The sequence below is a fragment of the Amycolatopsis sp. CA-211722 genome, assembly GCF_056828465.1.
Window position 1 is genome coordinate 1914447 of sequence record NZ_CP184752.1, and the last position, 24648, is coordinate 1939094.

Below are 24648 nucleotides of genomic sequence, written 5' to 3' on the forward strand. Positions count from 1 at the left end.
GAACGAGTGCCCGTGGGTGTCGACCCGACCCGGGCCAGCATCGCCCGGGTGTACGACGCCTTCCTGCTCGGCAAGGACAACTACGAGATCGACCGGGAGGTGCTGCGCAAGGTCCAGCAGGCGGCCCCCGAGGCACAGGACCTGGCGACCGAGAACCGCGGCTTCCTGATCCGCGCGTGCCGGTTCCTCGCCAGCCAGACGGGCATCACGCAGTTCCTCGACCTCGGATCCGGCCTGCCGACGGCCGAGAACACGCACCAGGTCGTGCAGCGGATCAACCCCGAGATCAAGGTCGTCTACGTCGACAACGACCCGGTCGTGCTCGCCCACGGGCGCGCGCTGCTCGAAGAGAACGAGAACACGCACTTCGTCTCGGACGACATCTTCGAGCCGGAGCGGATCATGGAGAACCCGGACGTCCGGCGGCACATCGACTTCTCGCAGCCGATCGCGTTGCTGCAGCTCGGGACCCTGCACCACTACAACGGGCCGCACGACGAGCCGGCCAAGATCATGAAGAAGTACATCGACGCGCTGCCGTCGGGTTCGTACGTGGCGATCTCGCACTTCTCCGATCCGGAGGACGAGCTGTCCGAGATCGCCCGCAAGATGGAGGAGTTCTTCCTCCACAGCCCGATGGGTTCGGGCACCTTCCGCACCAAGGCCGAGATCGAGGAGCTGTTCCACGACCTCGAACTGGTCGAGCCCGGTGTCCAGCTGTGCGCCGACTGGTGGCCGGACGGCCCGCGGATCAAGGAGCTGAACACGGCTCAGCGGACGATCTCGGGCGGCATCGGCCGTAAGGCTTAGCCCCGCCTTCCGGCTGCTATGAACGGGACGTTCCTTGCAAATTTTGCAAGGAACGTCCCGTTCATAGCAGGCCAGCGCTGGGTCTAGAGGCGGACCAAGGGCAGCCAGCGGGCCAGATCGGCCCTGCTCCCGGAGGCGGTGACCCGCCCCGACTCGACGGCGTCGGCCCAGCCGAGCAGCCCGGTCGCCAGTTCCAGCCACGTGCGCGGATCCGTTTCGACGACGTTCGGCGGCGTCCCGCGGGTATGGCTCAATCCTTCGACACACTGCACCGCCGCGAACGGCGGCACCCGCACTTCGACACTCTTCCCCGGGGCGTCCCCGGCCAGCGTCCGCAGGCTCAGCCGCACCGCCGCGGCCAGCTCCGGACGGGCCGGATCCGGACCGGATCCGCTCAACCAGGGGGAAATCGCCGCGATCGCGGCTCGTAACTCAGCGGGGTCGACCGAACGCGAAGAGGCCATGGGAGAACAGTAGAGTGAGCGCGAACGAACCTTCAGGCACCCGGAACGTGGGGATGGCGATGGCGCAGCGGGACGAGGCGGATCGGTTGGCGTCGAGCCCGGCGGGCAAGAAGAAGCCGAAGATCACCGAAGAGATGCGCGCCAACGCCAGGGCCAACCCCAACAGCTGGCTGTACGTCATCGACGAGGCCTTCGACGCGGGAGGCCCGGTGCCGTCCTGGGCGGTCGTCGGCGCGTACCCGGTGAACGGCGGCGGCGAGATCGTCGAGGACTTCCACCCCAACGACCGCTACCGCCCCTCGCCGAAGGCGCTCGGATTCCCCGAGCCGCGCAACGAACTCGAGCAGCTCCTCCAGCTGGTGCGCACGAATCACCGCCCGGCCGCCGACCTGCCGCGCGTCATCCTCGACTCGACGCTGTTCGTCTACGCCCTTTCGCCGGTGCAGCGCACGGTGATCGGCTTCCACAACACCGACGGCAAGGTGCTCGTTCCCGCGTATACGGCCAAATCCCTGGTGCCGCGCGAATGGCCGCACGCCAGGGCGGTACTGGGCCGGGACATGGTCCCGCTGCTCGCCGGCCACCCCGTGACGATCAATCCGCACGACCGGCTCACCGCGATCATCCCCTCGGAGCACCTCGACAAAGCCCTTTCGGACGAGCGTCGTTAGGGTCCGATTAACCCACTCGGCCCAATTTATTCAGGGCGAATGCCACTCTTTCGAGTGATGTTCGAGTCGCTGATTCCCTGTGCGCGAGGGATCGTGGCGACGTGATGAGTCGCAGAGTGTGTTCAAAAGGCTGGGGGGCCGTCCTCGCGGCGGGGGTTTTGCTGCTCGCGCAGACCCCCGCCGTCGCACGGGAAAGCGGGCCGCGGTACGACGGGGCCGAGGAGCACTACGCCGGTTCACAGATCGCGCTGCACGAAGGCGTCAACGTGTCGGTGGGGCCGCTGTACGGCGGGGAAGCGCAGACGCTCGGCCATGACGTGAGTGGTCATCAGGGTGAGGTCGACTGGCCCGCCGCCGCCCGGACCGGCGCGAAATTCGTCTACGTGAAGGCCACCGAGGGCACCGGCTTCGTCAATCCGCGGTTCGCCCAGCAGTACAACGGTTCCTACGGTGTCGGCCTGATCCGCGGCGCGTACCACTTCGCCCGCCCCGACATCTCGGACGGCGCCGCGCAGGCGCACTACTTCGTCGACCACGGCGGCGGCTGGTCCAAGGACGGCAAGACGCTGCCGGGCGCGCTCGACGTCGAGTACAACCCATACGGTGAAACCTGTTATGGCAAGACGCCGGCCCAGATGGTCGGGTGGATGACGTCGTTCGCGACGACCTATCTGCACCGCACCGGGCGGCATCCGACGATCTACACGTCGACGAGCTGGTGGAAGCGCTGCACCGGGAACAGCAACGCGTTCTGGCAGAACCCGCTGTGGATCGCGCGCTACAACACGGAGATCGGCGAGCTGCCCGCGAGCTGGAAGCACCAGACCATCTGGCAGTTCGCGGACCGGGGAAGCCTTCCCGGCGACCAGAACTGGTTCAACGGCACGATCGACCGCGTGCGCGCGCTGTCGCTCGGCTGAACACTCACCCGACTGGGCGTTACAAGATCACATAACCAGGGCTACCTGGAAATGAAAATCACCCACGCGTAGTACCAATTTCACGGAAGTTAGTGACAAACCCGGCACTCGTCGTCAACAATCGTGCCCGGACGGCTACCACCTGCAAGGTCGCCGTCCTCAGCGAGGGTTATCCGTGAAGGGATTGTCGTGATGCGCACTTCCCGAAGAATCACCATCGCCGTCGGCTCCGCGCTGCTCCTGCTCGGCAGCACGGTCCAGGCGTCGGCCGCCCCGTCCCCCGAGATCATGTCGATCGAACAGGATCTCCAGCAGAACGACCACACGATCGGATCGCAGATCCGGCGCGTGGAAGGCGACACCTCCACGCCGGAGTCGAAGGCCAAGGCCGCGCAGCCGCAGCCCGAGGCCGGGGTGCTCGCGACCGTCGCGGGCATGGACGTGGCCAGCTACCAGAAGAACGTCGACTGGGCCTACTGGTGGGGTCAGGGCAAGCGCTTCGTGTGGACGAAGGCCACCGAAGGCACGAGCTACAAGAACCCGTACTTCGCCCAGCAGTACAACGGTTCCTACAACCAGGGCTTCATCCGCGGCGCGTACCACTTCGCCCTGCCGAACGTCTCCAGCGGCGCGGCGCAGGCCGACTTCTTCATCAACAACGGCGGCGGCTGGTCCAAGGACGGCAAGACCCTGCCGGGCGCGCTGGACATGGAGTACAACCCGTACGGCGCCACCTGTTACGGCCTGAGCCAGTCCGCCATGGGTTCGTGGATCCGGGCGTTCCACGACCGCTACAAGGCGCGCACCGGCCGCTGGCCCGTCATCTACACCTCGACGAGCTGGTGGAACACCTGCGTCGGCTCGACGCAGAACTTCGGTGGCACGGTCCCGCTGTGGATCGCGCGATACGCCTCCACCGTGGGCGCGCTGCCCTACGGCTGGGGCTACTACACCGTGTGGCAGTACACCTCCAGCCCGCTCGACCAGAACACCTTCAACGGCGCCTATGACCGCTTGCAGGCACTGGCCAACGGCTGAGCTGCGCATTCCGTGAACAGGCGGCTCCCGGCCTCGGCCGGGAGCCGCTTTCGCGCGCGGGGTACCTTGCCCGTGGAAAATCCCTGGCACGGGCGGATCCGGAACCAGCGCAGACCGCCGGTCGTCTGATCTGCAGCCTCAGGCCCCAGTACGGAAGGCGAGACCGATGACCTACCCACCCCAGCCAGGCCAGCCCTACGGCCAGGACCCCCAGGGACAGCAGCCGCACCAGGGTGGCTGGGACCAGACCCAGCAGTACGGTCAGCCGCAGCAGTACGGACAGCAGCAGGGCTGGGACCAGACGCAGCAGTACCAGCAGCAGCCGCAGCAGGGCTGGGACCAGACCCAGCAGTACCCGCAGCAGCCCCAGCAGGGCTGGGACCAGACCCAGCAGGGCTACCAGCAGGGTTTCGGCGGCCCGCCCGCGCCGCCGTCGAAGAGCAAGACCGGTCTGATCATCGGGATCGTGATCGGCCTGGTCGTGCTGATCGCGTTCGGTGTCACCGGGTTCGTCGCGCCGGGCTTCCTGCTCAGCAAGGACGAGGGGAACAACACGGCCGCGCCGCCGCCCGCGTCGTCGTCCGAGCAGGCGCCGACCTCCGCGCCGAAGAGCAGCCCGAAGTCGAGCTCGCCCAGGAGCAGCAGCCCGCGGAGCACCGAAAGCGGTGGCACGGGCTCCGAGGGGAACCCGAAGGGCATCCAGAACCTGAAGGACTTCCTGGCCAAGGTGAGCGCCGGGGACAAGGCCGGCGCGCTGGCGCTGGTGTGCGCGGACATGAAGGCGACCATGGGCGACTCGATCGACATCATGGCCCCGGCGCCGTCGCAGCTGGAGGTCACCTCGACCTCCGGTATCGGTGACGGGTTCATCACCGGTGACATCGAGGGCACGGTCAAGGGCAAGAAGGTGAGCGGGTCGGGGATCTCCTCGGACGACAACCCGGACAAGTCCTTCTGCGTCCGCAACTTCTTCGTATTCTGAGCGGATGAAGCGGTTTCTCCGCTCCCCGCTGCTCTGGACCTTCGTCGTCTCGCTCGTCCTGCTGCTCGCGGTCGGCGGCTGGTTGCTGACGGATCCGGCGACCAGCCGCAGCGAGGCGCTGAAGACCGGCGGCATCGCCGGGGGCGCCATCGTCGCGCTGTACGCGTTGTGGCTCAACGACCGGCGGCGCCGGGTCGAGGAGCGACGGCAGGAGGTCGAACGGCAGCGCCAGGAGCTCGAACTGCGGCGGGCCGACCAGGACCGGGACCGGATCTCGGACGAACGGTTCGCGAAGGCCGTCGAACTGCTCGGCCACGAGGCCGATCAGGTGCGCGTCGGGGCGCTGCACGCGCTGGCGGGCCTGGCTCGCGGCCGCGAGATCTACCAGCAGACCGTGCTGGACATCCTGTGCTCGTACCTGCGGCGGCCGTTCGAGCATCCGCGGTACAAGGACACGGCGAAACGGGACGGGAACACCGCGCCGGAGGAGGGTTCCCCGGAGCAGGACCAGGAACTCCAGGTCCGGCAGACCGCGCAACGGCTGATCGGTGAACTGCTCCCGGCCGCGGATTCCGAGGGCACCGCGTACGACCTCGACCTGACCGGCGCGGTGCTGGAGTACTTCGATCTTTCGGAGCGGAAGGTCGGCAAGCTGTTGCTCCGCTACGCGGGGTTGTACAGCAGCACCAACCTGTCCGGCTGTGTGTTCCGCGGGCCGGTGTACTTCACCGGCGCGGGCACGAAAGAGGAGCGGCGCATCGGCTTCTTCCGGTGCAGTGACGCCAAGTTCGAGCAGCGGGCGTGGTTCAGCGGGGTCCGCTTCTCCGAGGACGTCGAGTTCCGCGACACCGTGTTCGCGGGCGAGACCTCCTTCAAGGACAGCGTCTTCGCGAAGGACGCCGTTTTCGCCGACGCCGAGTTCAAGGGGACGCTCGATCTGCGTCGCGCCCGGTTCGAAGGCTTCGGGGACTTGAGCTTCCGAAAGGCGCCCGGCACGGTGTCGCTGTACAACACGTCGGTGGAGCCGGCGAGGGATCACGAACTCCCGCCGGGCTGGTCCGTCGAGACCCTGCCGGACGGCCGCGCCCGGCTCACGGTGAAGGACTGATGAGGCGCCTGCTCAAATCGCCGCTGCTCTGGACGTTGCTGTCGTCGGTCGTGGTGCTCGTCGGGGTCACCGCCTGGCTGCTCACCGATCGCGCGACCAGCCGCGGCGACGCGCTCAAGACCGGCGCGCTGGCGGGCGGGGCGATCGCCGCCCTCTACGGGCTCTGGCTCAACGACCGGCGAAGGCGTACCGAGGAGGACCGGCACGAGATCGAGCGCAGCCGGATCTCCGACGAGCGCTTCGCCAAGTCGATCGAACTGCTGGGCAACGAAGCCGATCAGGTCCGGATCGGGGCGATGCATTCGCTCGCCGGGCTCGCCAGGACGCGTCCGGAGTACCGGCAGACGGTGCTCGATGTGTTGTGCGCGTACCTGCGACGGCCGTTCGAGCACCCGAGTTTCGACCGACACCGCAAGTGGGGACCAGCCGACAAGGCGGCCGCGGAACGCGAACGGCTGGTCCGGCGTGCGGCCGAACGGTTGATCCGGGACATCCTTCCCCACGCCGGGACCACCGGGCCGACGCTTTCGCTCAACCTCAGCGACGCCCGGCTCGACAAGCTGGGGCTGCTCGGCAGGCGGGTCGGCTGGTTCGGCGCGGATCGATGCGAGGTGCTGTCCTACATCGACCTCACCGACGCTCAGCTGTCCGGGAAGTTCCTGCTCGAGAACGCGACGATCCGCGGCAGGTTCGAGGTCACGCGGGCGCGGTTCGAACGGAAGGTGTCGCTGGACGGCCTGGCCGTCGAGACGCCCGTCGACTTGAGCGTGGCGACCTTCGAGGAGGCGCCTTCGCTGGAGGGCACGAAGTTCCCGGAGGGGTCGGCGTTGCCTGCCAGTGAGGGCTAGCCACTCACGCCCCATCAGACGTCGCGAAAGCCACTTTCGCGACGTCTGATGTCCCGAAAGTGGCTTTCGCGACAGGTGAACCGGGGCAGACTTCAGGCTGCGGGCCCGCAGTGGCCCGTTCCCAAGTACATGAAGGCCCCCTTCCTTGCGCCTGGCGCAAGGAAGGGGGCCTTCATGTACTTCCGGAGGCCGAACGCGGCCTTCAGCTCAGTCGAACAGGGCCGGGAGCGTCTTCTCCCAGGTCTCCCGAAGCTCGTCCAGCGTGAACTCCGTGATGCCCTGGAGTTCGAGCGAGCCCGACTCCGGGTCCACGACGCCGGTCTTGCGCCACGGCAGGCCGCGCGCGGTCAGCATCTCGGTGAACCGCAGTTCCTCGGTGCGCGGCACGGCGACCAGCACCCGGCCCGCGGACTCGGAGAACAGCTGCACGAACGGATCCTGCTCCGTGTCGAGGAAGACGCGGGCACCGCACTGTCCGATGAGGACGGTCTCGACGAGCGTCTGGATCAGGCCGCCGTCGGAGATGTCGTGCGCCGCGGAGATCATGCCGTCGCGCGAACCGGCGATGAGGATGTCGGCGAGCAGCTTCTCCCGCGCCAGGTCCACGCGCGGCGGACGGCCGCCGAGGTGGCCGTGCAGTTCGCGCGCCCAGGCGGAACCGTCCAGCTCGTCATGGGTCTCACCCAGCAGCAGCAGGGTTTCCCCGGCCTCGGCACCGATCCCGGTGGGGATGCGGCGGGTGACGTCGTCGATCACGCCCAGCACGCCGACCACCGGCGTCGGCAGGATGGCGACGTCACCGGTCTGGTTGAAGAAGCTGACGTTGCCGCCGGTGACCGGGATGCCGAGCTCGACGCAGCCGTCGGCGAGACCGTGCACGGCCTGCTCGAACTGCCACATCACGCCCGGGTCGGTCGGCGCGCCGAAGTTCAGGCAGTCCGAGACCGCGACCGGCTTCGCGCCACTGGTGGCGACGTTGCGGTACGCCTCGGCCAGCGCGAGCTTCGCGCCCTCGTACGGGTCGAGGTAGACGAACTTGCTGTTGCAGTCGGTCGAGACGGCCACACCGCGGCCGGTGGACTCGTCGATCCGGATCACGCCGGAGTCCGACGGCTGCGCGGAAACGGTGTTGCCGCGCACGTAGCGGTCGTACTGCGAGGTCACCCATTCCTTCGACGCCTGGTTCGGCGACGAGATGAGCTTGAGGATGTCGGCACGCAGTTCGTCCGAAGTGGACGGACGCGGCAGCTTCGCCGAGGTGTCGGCCTGCAGGGCGTCCTGAGTGGACGGACGCTGGATCGGGCGGTCGTACACCGGGCCCTGGTGCGCCACGGTGTGCGCCGGGACGTCGACGACGATCTCGTCGTTCCAGGTGATGACCAGGTGCTCGCCGTCGGTGACCTCGCCGATGTCGGTGGCGATGACGTCCCACTTCTCGCAGACCTTCATGAACGCCTCGACGTTCTCCGGCGAGACGACCGCGCACATCCGCTCCTGCGACTCGCTGGAGAGCACCTCCGCCGGGGTCATTCCGGTGGCGCGCAACGGAACGCGGTCGAGGTAGATGTGCATACCACCGTCACCGGCGGCCGCGAGCTCCGACGTCGCGCAGGAGAGCCCGGCGCCGCCGAGGTCCTGGATGCCGACGACGAGCTTCTGGGCGAACAGTTCGAGACAGCACTCGATGAGCACCTTCTCGGTGAACGGGTCGCCGACCTGGACACTCGGCAGCTTCTTGCGGCCGCCCGAGCTTTCGTCACCCGAGAAGGTGTCGCTCGCGAGGACGGAGACGCCGCCGATGCCGTCGAGGCCGGTGCGCGCGCCGAACAGGATGATCTTGTTGCCCTTGCCCGAGGCGAACGCCAGGTGCAGGTCCTCGACGCGCATCGCGCCGACGCACAGGGCGTTGACCAGCGGGTTCCCCGAGTAGCTCGGATCGAACACCAGCTCGCCGCCGATGTTCGGCAGGCCGAGGCAGTTGCCGTAGCCGCCGACGCCGGCGACCACGCCGGGCAGCACGCGACGGGTGTCGGGGGCGTCCGCCGGGCCGAAGCGCAGCGCGTCCGCCACCGCGAGCGGGCGCGCGCCCATCGCCATGATGTCGCGCACGATGCCGCCGACGCCGGTCGCGGCGCCCTGGTACGGCTCGACGTAGGACGGGTGGTTGTGGCTCTCGACCTTGAAGGTGACCGCCCAGCCCTCGCCGATGTCGACGACGCCCGCGTTCTCGCCGATGCCGGCGAGCATCTTTTCCTTCATCTCGGGAGTGGCGGTCTCGCCGAAGTAGCGCAGGTGCTTCTTCGAGGACTTGTACGAGCAGTGCTCGCTCCACATCACCGAGTACATCGCCAGTTCGGCGTCGGTCGGACGGCGGCCGAGGATCTCCCGGATCCGGGCGTACTCGTCGTCGGCGAGGCCGAGCTCGACGTACGGCTGGGTCTGCTCGGGGGTCGCCTCGGCGTGTTGAGTGGTGTCAACGGTGCTGGTCACGGTGTCCGCATCAGGGTTCGCCACGGCCGCCAGAATAGGCGAGCGTTCAAGGCCGCTCGCGGTCGCCCACGGATAAATCGGTCGCGCCCGCGACGGTGATCGGCTTAACGTCGGCAATCGTGCTTTCCGCCACATATCCACTTCCGCGACTACGCCTTCCCGCCAAGCCGACCGCCTGGCGGTACCTGGTCAGGATGATGCTCGCGCGGCCGGGACTGCTCGCCGTCTCGGCGATCAGCGGTGCGTTGTGGTCACTTCCGATCGCCCTGCTGCCGGTCGCGATCGGCCGGGGGATCGACGCGATCGGCCGCGGTGACGGCGATTCCGTCTGGCTGTGGGGACTCGCGGCCGCCGGGCTCGGGATCGCGCAGACGATCGCGGGCACGGTGCAGCATTTCGCGTCCTACGGCTGCTGGATCCACGGCGCCGGGGTGACGCAGCGGCTCGCCACCGAACACGCGGCGAAGCTGGGCGCGAATCTGCGGGACACGACCACCACGGGTGACGTGGTCGCGATCACCACCAGCGACATCAACCCGATCGGTGACTCCTTCGAGGTGCTCGGACGGGCCTTCGGTTCGCTGATCGCGTTCATCGTGTGCGCGACGGCACTGCTGTCGACGTCCCCGCTGCTCGGCGTGGTCGCGCTGATCGGTGTCCCGCTGGCGGTGGTCGGCATCGGCCCGCTGCTTAAGCCGCTTGAGAAGCGCCAGACCAAGCAGCGTGAGGAGAAGACCGAGGTCAACGCGCTGGCCGCGGACATCGTCTCCGGCCTGCGGATCCTTCGCGGTGTCGGCGGTGAGAAGCAGTTCCTCGACCGCTTCCGCCGCTCCAGCCAGCGGGTCCGCGCGGCCGGTGTCCAGGTCGGACGCAGCGAGGCTTGGCTAGCGGCGGCGGAGGTCGCGCTGCCGGGACTGGTCACGGTGGTCATCACCTGGCTGGGCGCGCAGCTGACGATGAACGGCACCATCGGGGTCGGGGAGCTGATCACGTTCTACGGCATCTCGGTGTTCCTGGTGATCCCGGTGACGACGGCGACGGAGTTCGCGGGCGTGCTGAGCGCCGCGCTGGTTTCGGCGCGCAAGGTGTGCAAACTGTTGTCCACCGAACGCACGCTGGCCGAGCCGGAGAACCCCGTGCCGCTGCCGCACGGCCCGCTGGACCTGTACGACGAGACGTCCGGGATCAAGGTCGAAGCCGGGAAGCTGACCGTCATCGACGTCGGGGCCGACGCCGAAGCGGTGGCTTCGCGGATGGCGCGGTTCACCGATCCGAGTGAACCTGCCCTCGTCGGCGGGGTTCCGGTGGACCGGGTCGCGCTCGACGAGCTGCGGCGGCGGGTCGTGTTCGCGCACAACCAGGACATCTGGTTCTCCGGTGTGCTGCGCGAACAGGTCACCCCCGCCGATCCCGGCGACGTCGAGATCACCGAAGCGCTGTACGCGGCGGACGCCGAGGACATCGTGGACGCGCTGCCCAACGGCGTCGACGAGGTGATCGGCGAACGCGGACGTGAGGTCTCCGGCGGTCAGCGGCAGCGGCTGAACCTGGCCCGTGCGCTGGCGACCGGCGCCGACGTCCTGCTGCTCGACGAGCCGACCTCGGCCGTCGACGCGCATACCGAAGCCCGCATAACCGAACGCGTCGCGAAGCTGCGGCGCGGCAAGACCACCGTCGTGTTCAGTCAAAGTCCTTTGTGGACACATGTGGCCGATGTGGTCGTGAGTACGAAAGTACCGGCATGAAAAAGCTGCCGCTGGCAGACAAGAAAGACGTTCGACGATGGATCAGGGAGACCGCGCGCGCCAACAAGCGCGAGTTCTCCGTGATGCTCGGCCTGTTCTGCGTCGCGACCGCGATCGGGCTGGCCGGGCCGCGACTGCTGGGCGCGCTGGTGGACGAGGTCGTCGAAGGCACGACGACCGCCACGATCACCTGGCTGGCGATCGCGTTCGTGGTCGTGCTGGGCGCGCAGGCGTGGTTCAAGGGCTTGGCGCGGCTTCGCGCGCGGGTGTTCGGCGAGCGGATCCTGGCGAAGAACCGCGAGGAATTCGTCGGGAACGCGCTGAACCTGCCGCTCGGCACGGTCGAGGCCGCGGGCACGGGTGACCTGCTCAGCCGGGCGACCACCGACGTCAGCCGGATCGACCACGCGGTGCGCTTCGGCGCGCCGGAGATCCTGATCGCCGCGGTCACGGTGGTGTTCACCGTGGTCGCGATGGTGATCACGTCGCCGTTCCTGGCGCTGGGCCTGCTGGTCGCGCTGCCGCTGCTGGTGCCGGTGAACATCTGGTACCAGCGGCGGATCCCGGACGTGATGCGGCGGATGCTGGACAAGTGGTCCGAGCTGCAGTCCACCACGCACGAGACCGCGGAGGGCGCGCGGACGGCGGAGGCGCTGAGCCTGACCGGCCGCCGGATCCGGACCGGGCACGACGGTCTCGACGCGTCGATGCTGGGCGAACGCAAGATCCGGGCGCTGCAGATGCGGTGGATCCCGTCGCTGGAGATCAGCTACGTGCTGCCGGTGCCGGTGATGCTCGGGCTCGGCCTGCTCGCCTACTCGAACGGCTGGGAAGGGCTCGGCACGATCACCGCGATGCTGCTGTATTCGCAGGTCATGACCGGCCCGCTGAACGAGGCACTGTTCTGGCTCGCGGACATACAGGTCGCCGGCGCGTCGCTGCGGCGGCTGCTGGGCGTGCGGCCCGCCTCGTCTTCGGAGACGGCCTCGGCGGCTCCGCGCGGCCAGGACATCGAGGTCCGCGACGTGCGCTTCGGGTACAACGCCGACCGCGAGGTGCTGCACGGGATCGACCTGCGGGTGCCGGCCGGGGAGCGGCTGGCGATCGTCGGGCCGTCCGGGGCGGGCAAGTCGACGCTGGGACGGCTGTTGGCCGGAATGTCGGCGCCGACGTCGGGCTCGGTGCGGATCGGCGGCGCCGAGGTGTCGACCCTGCCGGACGACGTCCTGCGCGGCGAGGTGCTGCTGCTGACGCAGGAGCAGCACGTGTTCGCGGGGACGCTGCGGGACAACCTCACGCTCCCGGCCGGGGACTGGACCGACGAACGGCTGCTGGCCGCGCTGGCCTCGGTCGGGGCTTCGGAGTGGGTCGCGAGCCTGCCGGACGGGCTGGACACGAAGGTCGGGGCCGGGGCGGTCGCCGTCCCGGCGGCGATGGCGCAGCAGCTGGCGCTGGCGCGGGTGGTGCTGGCCGACCCGCACACCCTGGTGCTGGACGAGGCGACGTCGCTGCTGGACACGGGCTCGGCGCGGGAGCTGGAGCGGTCGCTGAGCGCGGTGCTCGAAGGGCGGACGGTGATCGCGATCGCGCACCGGCTGCACACGGCGGCCGCGGCGGACCGGGTCGCGGTCATCGAGGGCGGCCGGGTGACCGAGCTGGGCTCGCACGCGGAGCTGCTTGCCGCCGGTGGGCCCTACGCCGCCCTGGTGGCCGCCGCCTCCTGAGATGTCATGAAAGGGTCGTTCAGGACGAAAAATGTCCTGAACGACCCTTTCATGACACTTGACTCAGGCGGAGACGAGGGCGTCCACGGCGCTGTAGAACATGCCGAGACCGTCGTCGGAAGGCCCGGTGAGGGCGTCGATGGCGTGCTCCGGGTGCGGCATGAGCCCGACGACGCGGCCGTTCTCACTGCGGATCCCGGCGATGTCGTTGCGCGAGCCGTTCGGGTTGCCGCCGACGTAGCGGAACACCACGCGGCCCTCACCCTCCAGCTCGTCGAGGGTGGCCTGCTCGGCGACGTAGCAGCCGTCGATGTTCTTCATCGGGATGAGGATCTCGGCACCCTTGTCGTACCGGGTGGTCCACGCGGTCTCGTTGTGCTCGACGCGCAGCCACTGGTCACGGCAGATGAAGTGCAGACCAGCGTTGCGGATCATCGCGCCCGGCAGCAGCCCGGCCTCGCACAGGATCTGGAAGCCGTTGCAGATGCCCAGCACCGGCATGCCCTTGTGGGCCGCCTCGATCACCGACGACATGACCGGCGCGAACCGGGCGATGACGCCGGCGCGCAGGTAGTCGCCGTAGGAGAAGCCGCCGGGGACGACGACGGCGTCGACGCCCTTGAGGTCTTCGTCCGCGTGCCACAGCGGCACAGCCTCGGCGTCGGCGTAGCGGACCGCGCGGGCCGCGTCACCGTCGTCGAGCGTGCCGGGGAAGGTGATGACCCCGATGCGGGCGCTCACGCGTCCACCCGCTTGATGGTCCACTGCTCGATGACGGGGTTCGCGAGGAAACCTTCGGCGATCTTTTCGAGCGTCGCGTCGTCGACGGAGTCGTCGACCTCGATCTCGAAGTGCTTGCCCTGACGGATCCCGGTGATCCCGGTGAAGCCGAGACGACCGGCCGCGCCGAGCGCGGCTTGGCCCTGCGGGTCGAGGATTTCGGGCTTGGGCATGACGTCGACGACGACTCGGGCCACGGCAGGCTGCTCCTTATTCACGCAGGTCGTGGGTACCGCCCGAGCCTACTTCACTACGGTTGCCGCATGACCTACGGGCAGTACGCACCGCCGAAGAAGCCGAAGACCGGGCTCTGGATCACGCTGGTGCTGGTCTTCGTCCTGATCGCGGGCGGTGTCGCGTTCACCGGCTTCGTGACGCCGGGGTTCTTCAAGACCAAGCCCGACACCACCTCGCGCGCGACGCCGGAGCAACTGGGCCAGTCGTTCGTGAACGGCGTCGGCGAAGGTCGCGTCAGCCAGCTCTGGTGCCCGATCCGCTCGAAGCGGTCGTACACCTTCGAGCAGATGGCGGCGGTCTCCGAAGGCGCACAGCTGAGCACGCCCGCGCACCAGCGTGCGGCGCAGGAGTACTCGGCCGCGTTGACCGCCGGCGGCCAAACCGTCGGGATCGCGATGATCCCCGGTGAGGGCGGCTGGTGCGTGCGCGACGCCAAGGTCGGCGGCGAGCCCGAGCCGCTGCCGAGCCTGGACACGAAGCCGTCGCCCCGTCCGGACGTCAAGACCGGGGAGGAGGCGGGGAACAAGTTCGTCGACGCGATCAACGCGCGCGACATCCCGGCGGCGTTGTCCGTGCTGTGCGAGAAGGTGCCGGACACGACCCGCGACGGCGTGCAGCAGATCATCCACGGCGAAGCGAGGTACACCGTCGACAACGCCGACGTGCTGACCACCGCGAAGCAGACGATCCTGCACCTCTCGGGCGAGGTCGACGGCGTCCGGAACCCCGGCCGCGTCGAGACCGAGGACGACGCCGAAGGTGGCCCCTGCGTGGCTTCTCTTTCACCCGACTCCGACTGAGCTCGCACCGATCCTTCGTCTGGGGGATGCTCGGAGCGCGGCGCTGGGCCAAGATGAGCCCATTGGCGGGGCGTCAACACCGGGCGAGCAGCAGGAGGCACCGTGGCCGATCAGGACTCCTTCGACTACGTGATCGTCGGCGCGGGCAGCGCGGGATGCGTACTGGCGAACCGGCTGAGCGAGGATCCGTCGGCGCGGGTGCTGCTGCTCGAAGCCGGTGGCGAGGACGACGCCGACGAGATCCACATCCCCGCCGCGTTCCCCGGTCTGTTCAAGACCAAATGGGACTGGAACTACGAGACGGTCGAGCAGAAGCACACCGGCCAGTCGCTGTACTGGCCGCGCGGGAAGACGCTCGGCGGCTGTTCGTCGATCAACGCGATGATCTACATCCGCGGCAACCGCGCGGACTACGACGGCTGGCGTGACGGACACGGCGCCGAGGGCTGGGGTTTCGACGACGTCCTGCCGTACTTCAAACGGGCGGAAGGCAACCAGCGGCTCGGCGGGCCGCTGCACGGCACCGACGGCCCGTTGAACGTCGAGGATCGGCGCTTCACCCACGAACTTTCCCTCGCCTGGGTCGATTCCGCCGTCGCCTGGGGTCTCAAGCGCACCGACGACTTCAACGGCGAGTCGCAGGAGGGCGCCGGCGTCTACCAGGTGACCTGCAAGAAGGGCCGCCGCTGGTCGACGGCCGACGCGTACCTGCGGCCGGCGTTGGCGCGCCCGAACCTCACCGTACGGACCAACGCGCAAGCCACCCGCGTCGTCTTCGAAGGCACCCGCGCGGTCGGAGTGTCCTATTTGGACCAAGGTGCCGAGACGACCGTGCGCGCGTCGACCGAGGTCCTGCTGAGCGGCGGCGCGGTGAACTCGCCGCAACTGCTGATGCTCTCCGGCGTCGGCCCGGCGGAACACCTGCGGGAGCACGGGATCGACGTCGTGGCCGCACTTCCCGGCGTCGGCGACAACCTGCACGACCACCCGGCCGCCCCGATCATCTGGTCGACGCGTGGCACCACCGACCTGGTGGACGCGGCGACGCCCGGCGGCCTGGTGCGCTACCAGCTCACCAAACGCGGCCCACTGGCCTCGAACATCGGTGAGGCGGGCGCGTTCTTCCCCGCCGCGGACGGCGTCTCGCCGCCGGACATGCAGATCCACGTGGCGCCGACGTTGTTCTACGACAACGGAATGCGCGAGCCGACGGTGCCGGGCTTCACTTCGGCGGCGACCCTCGTGGACGTCGCGAGCCGGGGACGGCTGAGGCTGAAGTCGTCGAATCCGTTGTGGAAGCCGGAAATCGATCCGGCGTACTACGCGGAGTCCGTGGACATGGAGAAAATGCTCGCCGGGCTGCGTGCGCTGGTGGAGATCGGGAAGTCCGGTCCGCTGGCGCGCTATCTGGACAAACCGTTCCTGCCGGAGCGGCACGACCTGACCGACGATGAACTGGCCGACTACGTACGCGAGAGGACGCAGACGCTGTACCACCCGGTGGGGACCTGCTCGATGGGGACGGGCGAGAACGCCGTCGTCGATCCGTCGCTGAAGGTGCGCGGGGTGGAGGGGCTGCGGGTGGTCGACGCGTCGGTGATGCCCGTGGTGCCGCGCGGGAACACGAACGCGCCGACGATCATGGTGGCGGAGAAGGCGGCGGACCTCATCCGGGGTGAGTAGCGCCAAATGTCATGAAAGGGTCGTTCCTGACGTTTTTCGTCAGGAACGACCCTTTCATGACATCCGGGGGCGGGGCGTCAGCGCTTCCCGTGCAGCACGGTGATCAGCTTCGCGACCAGCGCGTCGGTCTTTTCCTTGCGCGAGAACGAAGTCAGCACGATCGGCGCGGTGAACCGCTGCCGCGCCACGGCCTTCGGGCGGGCGAACTCGCGCAGGCCTTCCGGGCCGTGGATCCGGCCGAAACCCGAGTCGCCGACGCCGCCGAAGGGCAGCGAAGCGATACCGGCGAAGGAAAGCGGCGCGTTGATCGACGTCATGCCGGTGCGCAGCCGTCCGGCCAGTTCGAGGCCGCGCGACTTCGAGAACACCGTCGAGCCGAGGCCGTACTTCGTGTCGTTGGCCTTCTCGACGGCCTCGTCCATGTCGCGGACCTTGGCGATGGTGACGGTCGGGCCGAACGTCTCCTCCTGCACGGCCGCGGAGTCCTCGGGCACATCGACGAGCACCGTCGGCTGCACGTAGCGGTCACCGACCGCGTCGACACCGCCGACCAGCGCCTTGCCGCCGCGTTCGATGGCGTCCGCGATGTGGCGCTTGATCACCGAGAGCTGCGAAGGCATCGTCACCGGGCCGTACTGCGCGGCCGCGTCCGAGCCGGCCCGGACGTCCTTCGACTTCTCGACGACCTTCGCGACGAACTCGTCGTGCACGCGCTCGTGGACGTACACACGCTCGACGCCGATGCAGGTCTGGCCCGAGTTGGAGAACGCGCCCCAGACGGTCGCGTCGGCGGCGGCTTCCAGGTCCGCGTCCGCGTCGACGAGCACGGCGTCCTTGCCACCGGCCTCGATGATCACCGGGGTGAGCGTCTCGGCGGCTGCGGCCATGATCTTCTTGCCCGTCCCGGTCGAACCGGTGAAGGCGATCTTGTCGACACCGCCCGTGACGAGCGAAGCGCCCGTCTCACCGAAACCGGTGATCAGCTGCAGTACCGGCCACTCCGGGACGACCTCGTTGAACGCGTCGACCAGCCATTTCCCGACGCCCGGCGTGTACTCGCTCGGCTTGAAGACGACGGTGTTGCCGGCGGCGAGCGCGTAGGCAATGGAGCCGAGCGGGGTGAACACGGGGTAGTTCCACGGGCCGATCACGCCCACGACGCCGAGCGGCTGGTACTCCACCGTCGCCGCCTGGTTCGACATCATCAGCCCGGCCGCGCGGCGCTGCTTGCCGAGGATCTTGCGCGCGTGCTTACCGGCCCACGCGATGTGCTCGATGGCCAGCACGCTCTCCAGCTGCGCGTCGGCGATCGGCTTCCCGGTCTCGTCGCGCACGACCTGGCACAGCTGCGGCAGCCTGCGGGTGATGACGCCCTTCCAGCGGCGCAGGCGTTCGGCGCGGCCGTCGTAGCCGAGCCCGGCCCACCATTCGGCGGCGTCCCTCGCGCGGGCGATCGCGGCGCGGACGTCCTCCTTGCTGTGCACCGGGTAGGTGCCGACGACCTCGTCGGTCGCCGGGCTGAGGGAATCGAAGGTCTCCCCCACGCTGTGCGCGGTCGGCTTCGGCTGGACTGCGGTCATCGACTTCTCCCGTGTCTCGGCTCAAAGCCCAGGCTACGACGTTACTGACGGCGTGCCAATAGCTCGCCTGGGGCGTGCCACCAGCATCGCACAGGAGACGAGAGCCGCAAGGACACCGAGAAGGGGGCACAGCCAGACCGGCAGGACACCGATCGCCAGCGAGCCCAGCCCGAAGCCGGACGCCTGCACGGTGAACGCCAGCGAGAACCCCTCCGACCGGCGGCGTTCCGGCAGCAGCTTCTGCAGGTTGACCGACGAGACGGCCATCAGCGGGCCGGTGCAGAGCCCGATCAGCGCGACCCCGCCGAGCAGCCCGGCCCATCCGAAGCCCGCCGAAACGACGACCCCGCCGAGTACGAAACCGGCCAGGAACAGCCGAGGATCGCCGACCTTCCCTCGCGCCGCGTACAGCGCGCTTCCGCAGAGGCTGGCGCCGCACAGCACCACGATGACGATCGCCGTCGCCGAATCGGGGGCGCCGAGACGCTGGACGAGCGGCAGCAGCCCGACCTCGATGGTCGACAGCAGGAGCCCGACGGTGAACAATCCCGCCAGCCAGGGCACACAGGCGGCGACCGGGATCGACTGCCGTTCGACCGTCCTTTGTGGATCCCGCTGGACCGTCCGTCGCGGCACGAGCAGCGCCGCGAGCAGGGCGACGACGGCCATCGCGAGGACCGGGACGGCCGGTCCGGACGTCGCCAGGAGCGCCACCAGCAGCGGTCCGCCGACGATGACGCCTTCGAGGATCATCGCGTCCACCGAAACGGCCCTCGGCAGTTCGTCCTCGGACACCGTCGCGGCGAGCAGCGTCCGGAAACCACCGTTCAACCCGCCCGCGACCAGCCCCGGCGGGATCGCCAGCGCGAGCAGTACCCAGTCCGGGGCTCCGGCGGAAGCGACCGCGGCCAGCAGGAAAAGTCCCGCGGCGACCAGCGGGAGCAGCACGACGAGACCGCGCGCGGGGCCGACGCGGTCGAGCAGCCGTCCGGTCGGCACGGCGCCGACCATCTCGGCGGCGACGAAAACGGCCATCATGATCCCGCCGAGCCGGTACGAACCGGTCGTCGCGGTGGTCAGCACCGTGAAGGCCAGTGGCGCCATCATGCCGGGGAGCCGGTTCAGCTGGACCCCCGCCGACCAGCGCCAATACCCGGAATTTCGCAGCAACGTCATGCCACGAACCCTGCCGGACCCGGGCTGGCGAGAACCATTGATTCGGGCATAGCCTAATCTGATGATCGAGCTGGTCCTGACCGCCGAGAGCGCCAACCGCGTCCGCTTCGGCATCTCCCCGCTCGACGAGACCATGGGCGCGATGCAGACCTTGCTCGGGCGGCGCGGGCATCCGAGTCATCTGCCCTGGCTGCGTGAGGCCGCCGCGAAACTGCCGGACCTGTCCATCGGCGGCTTCGCCAAGGTGATGAGCGCGCGGCACTACATCACCGACTTCCTCAGCCCGCCGCCGAGCGGACCGGAGACCACCGCGTCCGCCCAGCTCGCCGAAATCCGCCGCACGCCGCCGGACCAGGTCGCCCACGAACTGTCCAAAGTGGACGCTGACCTGAGTGGTCTCCCCGAAGACCCGGCCGCGGCAAGGGATCTGCTGGCGGACCAGATGGAGATCGCCTGGACCGAACTGGTCGAACCGCATTGGCCCCGGATGCGCCGGTTCCTCGTCGCCGACATCGAGGAACGCTCACGTCGTCTGGCCGCGGGCGGAATCGCGCTGGTGCTGGAGGACATCCACCCGCGCGTGCGACTGGTCGACGACGTCCTGGTGATCGAGATGAAGGAACGCGGCCGCGTCCACCTCGACCGCCGCGGGCTGCTGCTGATCCCCGGCGTCTTCGCGTGGCCGTCGGTCGGGGTGATCACGATGGAGCCGTGGCAGCCGTCGCTGCTGTACCCGGCTCGCGGGGTGGCCGAACTCTGGTCGGACCCTGAACGCCCGTCCGGCGCGCTCGCGGGAGTCCTCGGCCGGACGAAGGCCGCCTTGCTCACGACGCTCAACGAACCCACCAGCACCACCGAACTGGCCCGCAGGCTGGGCTTCGCGGCGCCGACGGTCTCGCAGCATCTGACCGCGATGCGCGCGGCCGGCCTGCTCGAAACCCGGCGGCGCGGCCGTGAAGTCCGCTACCGGCGCACCGAACTTGGCGACGCCCTGCTCCGGGCATAGGCTGGAATCGAGCTACCGCGAAGGAGAACACCGATGCGTATTGTCCACTTTGGACACGCTTGCACGCTTCTGGAGACCGAGGGAGCGCGGATCCTGATCGACCCCGGCACCTTCTCGGCGGGCTTCGAGGGCGAACGTGAGCTGGACGCCATCCTGATCACCCACCAGCATTTCGACCACCTCGACCTGGACAGGCTGCCCGCGCTGCTGGAGGCCAACCCCGGCGTGAAGCTGGTCGTCGACCCGGGCTCCGCCGAAGCGGTGGGGAAGATCGGCACCGAGTTCCAGATCGCGAACCCCGGCGACGCCTTCGAGATCGGTTCCAGCGGCATCAACGTAGTCGGTGGTGAACACGCGGTGATCCACGAGGAGATCCCGGTGATCCCGAACGTCGGCTACATCGTCGACCACGGCGCGTTCTACCACCCCGGCGACTCGTTCTTCGTTCCGGAACAGAAGATCGACGTCCTCGGCCTGCCCACCGGCGCCCCGTGGCTCAAGGCCGGCGAGGCGGTCGACTACCTGCGTGCGGTGTCGCCGCGCCTCGCCGTCCCGATCCACGAAGCCGTCCTCGCGCGGCCGCAGATGCACTACGGCCTGTTCGCGAATCTCGCGCCGGAAGGCACGGAGGTGAAGGTGCTCGACGTCGGGGAGCCGGTGAAGCTTTAGCTCCGGTACGCCGCGCCGGTCCCCGATGGCGTTGCGAAAGCCACTTTCGCAACGTTGATGGTTGCGAAAGTGGCTTTCGCAACGTCTCTTGCCGTCCGGTCGCCGAGTGGTCGGCCAGCCGTGTCGCGAAAGCCACTTTCAGGACATCTGACGTCCCGAAAGTGGCTTTCGCGACACGGGCTTCTCTTGAAGGCAGGGCAAACGTGGCGTGATCGGACTGGCCGATGATCCAGCGCGCCGCGCCGCCCCCCGGTGACGTTGCGAAAGCCACTTTCGCAACGTTGAAGGTTGCGAAAGTGGCTTTCGCAACGTCAGGCTTCTGGCGCCGGTACGCGAGTTTCCGCACCAAGATCTCCGCCGGTCCCCGATATCCCCGCCGGTGCATCACGTACGCGACGACGACCGTCAGCAGCCACACGCCGAGCCCGCACGCGGCCGCGACGAACGTGCTGCCGCTCAGCCCGAGCATGAACGGCGGCGCCAAGACCAGCCACGCCACCGACTGGAACAGGTACGCGCTCAAGGTCCGCTGGCCGAGCGCCGAGATCGCGGTGACCACGACGCCGCGGCGCTTCTCGCCGACCGCCATGCCGATGAGCCCGAACAGGCTGATGTAGCCGATCGCGCCGAAGAGTCCCGCACCTTCGTACATCAGCTTGACGAGCCCAGCGGTTTTCTCGTCGAAGCCGACGTAGTCACCGGCGAAGAGTCCCATCGGCAGCGCGCCCGCGATCGCGACCCCGAAGCCGCCGAACAGTCCGAAGAGGAGCAGCTTCCGATTCGGCTCCTCCAGCACGCGCTTCTTCGCGGCCCAGGCGCCCACCCAGACGAAAAGGATCGACGACAGCAGGACCGCGGTGGTCATCGGCCATTCGACGAGCCGTTCCCGCACGGCGTCGCCATACGTCGGCGCCAGTGACGACGCGTCCTCGATGGACGGGACGGGCGCGCTCCCGGAGTTCCCGGTGAGCACCAGGTACATCAGCACGGCGAGGTAGCAGACGCCGAAACCCAGGTACAGCACCGGAAGCCGGTAGAAACCCTTGCCACGCCGCAAAAGCAGCAGGGCGAACACCATGCCGACCACGCCGTACGCGCCGAGCACGTCGCCGGAGAAGAACAGCACCCCGTCGACGGCACCGAAGACGAGCAGCCACGCGTGACGGCGAAGCAGGATGCCACGCGTGCGCGGCCACGGCTGCCCCAACGTCTCTTGCCGAGCGGTGAACTGCACGATCCCGTAGCCGAGCATCATGCCGAACAGCGGCAGCGCGCACGCGTGGACGAGCACGAAAAGCACCACGAAGTACGGCCGCTCCAGGCCTTCCGGCGTCTGATCGACGCCCGGCGTGTTCCCCAGGAAGATGCTCGCGGTATGCGCCAGCGCGACCAGCAGGAGCGCGAAACCCCTGGCCAGATCCGGGGCGAGCACGCGCTCGCCGATCGGTGTCGATGTCATGGTCCCCCCTTTAGTATCCAACGTACACTAATTAATGTCCGGCGGATACTAATGACGGAGGAGGCGTTTGTCAGCTCGCGTCGATCAGCGCGGCGATGCCGTCGAGGACGACGCCGAGACCGAAATCGAAGTCGGAGTTCTGTCCGGAGTCGCCGAGCCCTGCGGTCAGGAAGCCCACGGCGTCGGGAAAACGCTCGGGATCGATCAGCTCGGCGAGGCCCTGGCCGTAGGCCCGCTCCGCCTGCGCCTGGCTCAGCCCGCTGTCCTTCCGGCCCTCGGCGAGCTGGAGGGCCTGCGCGCACGCGAGCCGGACATAGCCGCCGATGAGCACCAGGATCCCGCCCTTGGTCCCCCAGTCGAGACCGGTTTCGCGCAGCGTGCGCAGGAACGCGTCCATCCAGGCGACCGCGTGCGGTCCGGCGGGCGGCCCGGAAAGCGGCAGCTCGACCAGCCACGGATGGCTCATCAGCACGTCACGGTTGGCCTCGGCCAACTTGGTGAGCTCGGCCCGCCAATCGCCGGTGGGCTCCAGCAGCGGCGGATCGCCGACGGCGAAGTCGGCCATCAGCTCCAGCAGCTCCGCCTTCGAACCGATGTGGCGGTACAACGACATCTTCGTGACGCCCAGCTCTTCGGCCACGTTCGCCAGCGTCACGTTCGCGACGCCTTCGCGATCGGCGAGGTCCACCGCCGCCGCCACGACGCCGTCGATGTCGAGCACGGACGGCCTGCCGCGCGTCGGGCGTTCCGACCGGCGCCAGAGCCGCATCAGCGTCGCCGGTGCGCCTGCCTCGTCGGTCATCCCGACAATTTAACCCGCGTTCGCGAGAGCGAGCCGTACGTGGTTCCGAAAGCGCGGTTCTCCAGCGAGACGTCGACGGCGTCGAGGAACGCCTGCCGCAGCCCAGGCCGGGCGAGGTCCGCGGCGTCGATGCCGAGCCGCACCAGCCCGCCGCGGCGCGCGGCCCTGGCGGCGGCCAGCACCAGCGCGAAACACCGGACGGTCTCCGTGCGGTGCGACGGCCCGCCGAACTCCTGCACCCTGGCGCGCTGGACCTCGCCGGACACCAGATCCCGCACCGACGCCAGATCCGCGCACAGCGTGAACCCGTGCTCGCGCAGGGCCTGCAGCGTGCCCTCCGACGCGATCCAGCGCGGCGGAGCGAAGCCGTCGACGGCCATGCCGTTGGCGTCGAGCGCGGCCTTCGCCGCGATCAGGCGCAGCCGCGCCTCGTGCGCGGGAAGAGCCGCGAACTCGGCGCGTTTGCCGAGGTAGACGGCGCGATGGGTGGGCGTGACCTGGTGGTCGTAACCGTGCAGGAGGACGGAGTCGCCGTGGGTGCGGCGCGTCCGGACCCACTCGGTCACGGGGCCCTCGCCGGTGCGAGCGGCGTAGAGCACGGACAACGGGACCCTGCGCCGGTCGAGTTCGGCCGCGAGGTCGGCGCAGCGGTGCAACGTCCGGGTGGTCACGCCGGACAGGGAAACCAGCAAACGTGCGTCCACCCCACCAGTGAGCCAGCCCGGGCTTGCGCTCGCCTGACGGCGGAGTGAACTCCGCAGGTCAGGCGGGCCAATCCTGCAACGACCGGCCGGTGATGCGTTCGTAGGACTCGATGTACCTCGCCCGCGTGGCGGCGACGATGTCCTCGGGCAGGGGTGGCGACTCCGGTCTGTCCCGGCGGTGCCAGCCGGACGCCGGGCTGGTGAGCCAATCCCGCAGCGGCTGCTTGTCGAAGGACGGCTGCGGGCTGTCCGGCGCGTAACCGCCGGCGGGCCAGTAGCGCGAGGAATCCGGGGTCAGGACCTCGTCGGCGAGCACGAGGTTCCCCGCGCGGTCGACGCCGAATTCGAGCTTCGTGTCCGCGAGCAGGATGCCGCGTTCGGCGGCGAACTCCGCGCCGCGGCGGTACACCGCCAGCGTCGCCTCGCGGACCTCCTCGGCCCGTTCGCGGCCCAGCTGCCCGACGACGTCGGCGAAGGCGATGTTCTCGTCGTGCGAGCCGCGGTCGGCCTTGGTCGCGGGGGTGAAGATCGGTTCGGGGAGGCGGGACGACTCGGTCAGACCGGGTGGAAGTTCGACACCGCAAACCGTGCCGCGCGCGCGATAATCGGCGAGACCGGTACCGGTGAGATAACCGCGGGCGACGGCTTCGAGCGGCAGCATCGCCAGCCGCCGCACCAGCAGCGCCCGGCCGCGGACCTCGGCGGGGATGCGTTCGTCTTCGTAGGAGACCAGGTGGTTGGGGAGGACATCGGAGAGCAGGGAGAACCAGAACACGCTCATCGCGGTGAGCACCCGCCCCTTGTCCGGGATGGGCGTGTCGAAGACGACGTCATAGGCGGAGATCCGGTCCGAAGTGACGAGCAGCAGATGCTCGTCATCGACGGCGTAGAGCTCACGGACCTTGCCGGCGGCGATCTTCGGGTATTCGAGCGTCGTCACGGCTGCACCCTA

General features: G+C 68.9%; 22 protein-coding genes and 1 pseudogene. 13 read left to right on the top strand and 10 right to left on the bottom strand.

All coding sequences use genetic code 11. The annotated features are described in order from the left end of the window. Positions 1-12 precede the first annotated feature (12 nt). Positions 13-810: an SAM-dependent methyltransferase gene (locus ACOCEP_RS09455; RefSeq protein WP_482339661.1), complete on the top strand. Its 798-nt coding sequence runs from the start codon at positions 13-15 to the stop codon at positions 808-810. A gap of 83 nt (positions 811-893) precedes the next feature. On the opposite strand, the gene ACOCEP_RS09460 is transcribed toward ACOCEP_RS09455, so the two are convergent. After that, positions 894-1274: a sterol carrier family protein gene (locus tag ACOCEP_RS09460; RefSeq protein ID WP_482336907.1), complete on the bottom strand. Its 381-nt coding sequence runs from the start codon at positions 1272-1274 to the stop codon at positions 894-896. Positions 1275-1327: 53 nt separating this feature from the next. Between ACOCEP_RS09460 and ACOCEP_RS09465 the strand changes: the two genes are divergently transcribed. From ACOCEP_RS09465 to ACOCEP_RS09490, 6 genes are all read left to right on the top strand, one after another. Then, positions 1328-1945, top strand: a complete 618-nt coding sequence (locus ACOCEP_RS09465) for a type VII secretion system-associated protein (protein WP_482339662.1) — start codon at positions 1328-1330, stop codon at positions 1943-1945. Positions 1946-2049: 104 nt separating this feature from the next. Then, positions 2050-2865, top strand: coding sequence for a lysozyme (locus ACOCEP_RS09470; protein ID WP_482336908.1), 816 nt, complete (start codon positions 2050-2052; stop codon positions 2863-2865). A 192-nt stretch (positions 2866-3057) separates the two neighbouring features. Beyond that, positions 3058-3903, top strand: coding sequence for a lysozyme (locus ACOCEP_RS09475; RefSeq protein ID WP_482336909.1), 846 nt, complete (start codon positions 3058-3060; stop codon positions 3901-3903). Positions 3904-4069: 166 nt separating this feature from the next. Continuing rightward, positions 4070-4885, top strand: a complete 816-nt coding sequence (locus ACOCEP_RS09480) for a Twin-arginine translocation protein TatA (RefSeq protein ID WP_482336910.1) — start codon at positions 4070-4072, stop codon at positions 4883-4885. Positions 4886-4889: 4 nt separating this feature from the next. Continuing rightward, the gene (locus ACOCEP_RS09485; protein WP_482336911.1) at positions 4890-5993 is read left to right on the top strand and encodes a pentapeptide repeat-containing protein; all 1104 of its coding nucleotides are present in this window, start codon (positions 4890-4892) and stop codon (positions 5991-5993) included. After that, a complete protein-coding gene (locus ACOCEP_RS09490; protein WP_482336912.1) occupies positions 5993-6841 on the top strand; it encodes a hypothetical protein in 849 nt (282 codons plus the stop codon). Before ACOCEP_RS09485 ends, ACOCEP_RS09490 begins: the two co-directional genes overlap by 1 nt. 207 nt (positions 6842-7048) lie before the next feature. Here the strand turns inward: ACOCEP_RS09490 and purL are convergent, their stop codons facing one another. Beyond that, entirely contained in the window at positions 7049-9331 is a 2283-nt protein-coding gene (gene purL, locus ACOCEP_RS09495; RefSeq protein WP_482339663.1) for a phosphoribosylformylglycinamidine synthase subunit PurL, read from the bottom strand. A 119-nt stretch (positions 9332-9450) separates the two neighbouring features. Here purL and ACOCEP_RS09500 point away from each other — a divergent pair, with 119 nt between their 5' ends. Next, positions 9451-11076 (top strand): ABC transporter ATP-binding protein, encoded by a 1626-nt coding sequence (locus ACOCEP_RS09500; RefSeq protein ID WP_482336913.1) that lies wholly within the window; start codon positions 9451-9453, stop codon positions 11074-11076. Continuing rightward, entirely contained in the window at positions 11073-12800 is a 1728-nt protein-coding gene (locus ACOCEP_RS09505) for an ABC transporter ATP-binding protein (RefSeq protein ID WP_482336914.1), read from the top strand. The genes ACOCEP_RS09500 and ACOCEP_RS09505 overlap by 4 nt, the downstream gene beginning before the upstream one ends. A 63-nt stretch (positions 12801-12863) precedes the next feature. Here the strand turns inward: ACOCEP_RS09505 and purQ are convergent, their stop codons facing one another. Together purQ and purS are read right to left on the bottom strand one after the other, a co-directional pair. After that, positions 12864-13541, bottom strand: a complete 678-nt coding sequence (purQ, locus tag ACOCEP_RS09510) for a phosphoribosylformylglycinamidine synthase subunit PurQ (RefSeq protein WP_037334697.1) — start codon at positions 13539-13541, stop codon at positions 12864-12866. Further along, positions 13538-13777 carry a phosphoribosylformylglycinamidine synthase subunit PurS gene (gene purS / locus ACOCEP_RS09515; RefSeq protein ID WP_005152565.1) on the bottom strand — a complete coding sequence of 80 codons (240 nt, stop codon included), beginning with the start codon at positions 13775-13777 and terminating at the stop codon, positions 13538-13540. The genes purQ and purS overlap by 4 nt, the downstream gene beginning before the upstream one ends. Before the next feature lie 66 nt (positions 13778-13843). Between purS and ACOCEP_RS09520 the strand changes: the two genes are divergently transcribed. After that, positions 13844-14617 (top strand): hypothetical protein, encoded by a 774-nt coding sequence (locus ACOCEP_RS09520; protein WP_482336915.1) that lies wholly within the window; start codon positions 13844-13846, stop codon positions 14615-14617. Positions 14618-14719: 102 nt separating this feature from the next. Continuing rightward, positions 14720-16300 carry a GMC family oxidoreductase gene (locus ACOCEP_RS09525; RefSeq protein ID WP_482336916.1) on the top strand — a complete coding sequence of 527 codons (1581 nt, stop codon included), beginning with the start codon at positions 14720-14722 and terminating at the stop codon, positions 16298-16300. Between the two features lie 77 nt (positions 16301-16377). Here ACOCEP_RS09525 and ACOCEP_RS09530 read toward each other — a convergent pair whose 3' ends face one another. Beyond that, entirely contained in the window at positions 16378-17880 is a 1503-nt protein-coding gene (locus ACOCEP_RS09530; protein WP_038521413.1) for an aldehyde dehydrogenase family protein, read from the bottom strand. Positions 17881-17913: 33 nt separating this feature from the next. Beyond that, positions 17914-19056: an MFS transporter gene (locus ACOCEP_RS09535; RefSeq protein WP_482336917.1), complete on the bottom strand. Its 1143-nt coding sequence runs from the start codon at positions 19054-19056 to the stop codon at positions 17914-17916. A 61-nt stretch (positions 19057-19117) separates the two neighbouring features. On the opposite strand from ACOCEP_RS09535, the gene ACOCEP_RS09540 reads away from it, so the two are divergent. Further along, complete coding sequence (locus ACOCEP_RS09540) at positions 19118-20062, top strand: ArsR/SmtB family transcription factor (protein ID WP_482336918.1); 945 nt, start codon at positions 19118-19120, stop codon at positions 20060-20062. A 33-nt stretch (positions 20063-20095) separates the two neighbouring features. Continuing rightward, the gene (locus ACOCEP_RS09545) at positions 20096-20731 is read left to right on the top strand and encodes an MBL fold metallo-hydrolase (protein WP_482336919.1); all 636 of its coding nucleotides are present in this window, start codon (positions 20096-20098) and stop codon (positions 20729-20731) included. A 337-nt stretch (positions 20732-21068) separates the two neighbouring features. On the opposite strand, the pseudogene ACOCEP_RS09550 reads toward ACOCEP_RS09545, so the two are convergent. The 4 genes and pseudogenes from ACOCEP_RS09550 to ACOCEP_RS09565 form a co-directional block, all read right to left on the bottom strand. Then, positions 21069-22190 (bottom strand): annotated as a pseudogene (locus ACOCEP_RS09550) (DUF418 domain-containing protein); the annotation flags it as partial. Positions 22191-22260: 70 nt separating this feature from the next. After that, positions 22261-22992 carry a TetR/AcrR family transcriptional regulator gene (locus ACOCEP_RS09555; RefSeq protein ID WP_482336920.1) on the bottom strand — a complete coding sequence of 244 codons (732 nt, stop codon included), beginning with the start codon at positions 22990-22992 and terminating at the stop codon, positions 22261-22263. Continuing rightward, positions 22989-23696, bottom strand: coding sequence for a DUF2334 domain-containing protein (locus tag ACOCEP_RS09560; RefSeq protein WP_482336921.1), 708 nt, complete (start codon positions 23694-23696; stop codon positions 22989-22991). The genes ACOCEP_RS09555 and ACOCEP_RS09560 overlap by 4 nt, the downstream gene beginning before the upstream one ends. Positions 23697-23754: 58 nt before the next feature. Further along, positions 23755-24636 (bottom strand): phosphoribosylaminoimidazolesuccinocarboxamide synthase, encoded by an 882-nt coding sequence (locus ACOCEP_RS09565; RefSeq protein WP_482336922.1) that lies wholly within the window; start codon positions 24634-24636, stop codon positions 23755-23757. Positions 24637-24648: the final 12 nt, after the last annotated feature.